This window comes from Microcystis sp. M53603_WE2 (assembly GCF_030065435.1).
Genome location: NZ_JASJFF010000430.1, coordinates 1 through 2,265 on the forward strand (window position 1 = coordinate 1; position 2,265 = coordinate 2,265).

The window sequence follows — 2,265 nt, forward strand, 5'->3', positions numbered from 1 at the left end:
ATGGCTTTTAAATGTTGATCTAGTTGTTCTTTTTGGTCTGTATTCATGATTCTACCGTTTAATTGTTTCTCTTTATTTTGCCTTAGCTAACGTTTTTAGTCTCTAAGCATTTATACTTATGGCAAAATTGGGATGCTCCCGGCACAGGTGATGTGGCAAAATGTTTTAAGGGAAGGTAATCTGGAAGAAGTTAAGCAATGGCAAGCAGAATTAGAAGCGGTTTTAGACGCAGAAGCGCGACGACAACAAAGAAAAGGTGATCTGGCAGCTGTAGAATATTTTCGCTATCATCTACAGGAAATTGTTCCCAAGTCAATTAATAATTTATTAGCTTTATTCGACTTAGCTTTAGATTTAGAAATATTTGATCCTGAAGAACTACTTAATTATCCTATTCAAGACAATCTCAGATCTAATCCCGATCGAGAATTGCTTTTAAATGTAGTTCTCAAAAGTCTTTTATATCCCCATGAATTAACTTTAGATTTAGCTCAAGCAAGTTTACCCTACCTGGAGGAATTAGCCGATAGTTTTATCCCGCAAGCTTTTCAGATAGCAGCACGAGTCACCAACGAGCAACAAAGTCCCACTTTTGGAGTGGAAATTATTAAACTTTGTCTGCAATTAAGACCAAATGATCTGAGTCTTTTGGAACAATTGGTTAACCTCTATATTTTAGCAGAAGACTTTGATAATTCTTTGATAACTGCCTATCAGTTGCGAGAAATTTGTCTAACTCCAACCCTAAAGTTATACAGTAATTATCTGATTTTGTTAATACTTTTGCGCTGGGGAGTTTGGCAAGAAATTGATCATATTTATCAAGAATATCATGATTTATTACAGGAATTAACCCGTCAGAAAAATATCACTTTAGAACCGATTATTAAAACTAGCTTTCTCAATGTTTCTAGTCCCCTACCCTACCTAGGCGATCGAGCCTTAGCCAATCGACAATTAACTAATCGCATCGCCGAAATTTTTCTTGATAATAATAGTTTAAAAACTCCTTTTATTACTATCAAAAAAGCTCAAAAAAAACTGACGATTGGTTATCTTGCCAGTACCTTAAAACATCATTCTGTCGGTTGGTTAAGTCGTTGGTTAATTCACCATCATGATCGAGAAAAATTGCAAATAGCCATCTATACTATTAACCAAGAAGAAGATGAAATTACCCGTCAATGGTTCCGGGATAGCCGAGATATTATCCGTCATTTTCCCTACGCTCAAAATCCCCTAGAAGTTGCCCAACAAATTCAACAGGATCAGATAGATATTCTAGTAGATTTAGACAGTTTAACCCATAATATTACCAATCAGATCATGGCACTGAAACCCGCAGCAAAACAAGTGACTTGGTTAGGTTGGGATGCTTCTGGATTAGCAACTATTGATTATTATATCGCCGATCCCTACGTTTTACCCCAGCAAGCGGAGGAATATTATCGAGAAAAAATCTATCGTTTACCAGAGACATATTTAGCAGTGGATGGTTTTGAAATCGGCACTCCCAATCTCCGTCGAGAAGATTTAGAAATTCCCCCCGATGCTACCATCTATTTTTCCGTACAAAGTGGCATGAAACGTCATCCTGATACCATTAAACTTCAGATGAAAATTCTCGCACAAGTCCCTAATAGTTATTTTCTGATTAAGGGAGTCGGTAAGACTGAAAAAATTCAAGAATTATTTACTGAAATAGCGATTCGGGAGGGAGTTAATCCCCAAAGATTGCGGTTTTTACCGAGAGATATCGATGAATATACCCATCGCGCTAATTTACAGATTGCCGATGTGGTGTTAGATACCTATCCCTACAATGGTGCTACCACCACCTTAGAAGTTTTATGGCAAGGAATCCCTTTAGTTACATTGGTAGGAGAACAATTTTCCGCCCGCAATAGTTATACTTTTATGATTAATGCTGGTATTGAAGCCGGAATTGGCTGGAATGAGGCAGAATATATCGACTGGGGAGTAAAATTAGGACTCGATCGCTCCCTTCGTCAAGACATCAGCCATCAACTGTTAGGAAATCGTGACACAGCCCCGCTCTGGCAAGGGAAAAAATTCGCTCAAAATATGGAAAATGCCTATTTAAAAATCTGGGAGGGAAGTTGATATTGACATCCTCGCCGCCCTAAAAGTGCGGCGATTCCTAAACCTCACGATTTAAGTTTCTGCTTCCACCACCGTCGCATACCACAGTTAAAAAACCATGTACTGTCTTACACAGAGTCCACAGACTTTCGCCCCATTTCA

General features: G+C 38.3%; 1 protein-coding gene. It reads left to right on the forward strand.

Annotated elements, in window-relative coordinates; all coding sequences use genetic code 11:
• The first annotated feature begins 132 nt into the window (after nucleotides 1–132).
• Nucleotides 133–2,124, forward strand: a complete 1,992-nt coding sequence (locus tag PX481_RS08980) for an O-linked N-acetylglucosamine transferase, SPINDLY family protein (RefSeq protein ID WP_288094454.1) — start codon at nucleotides 133–135, stop codon at nucleotides 2,122–2,124.
• Nucleotides 2,125–2,265: the final 141 nt, after the last annotated feature.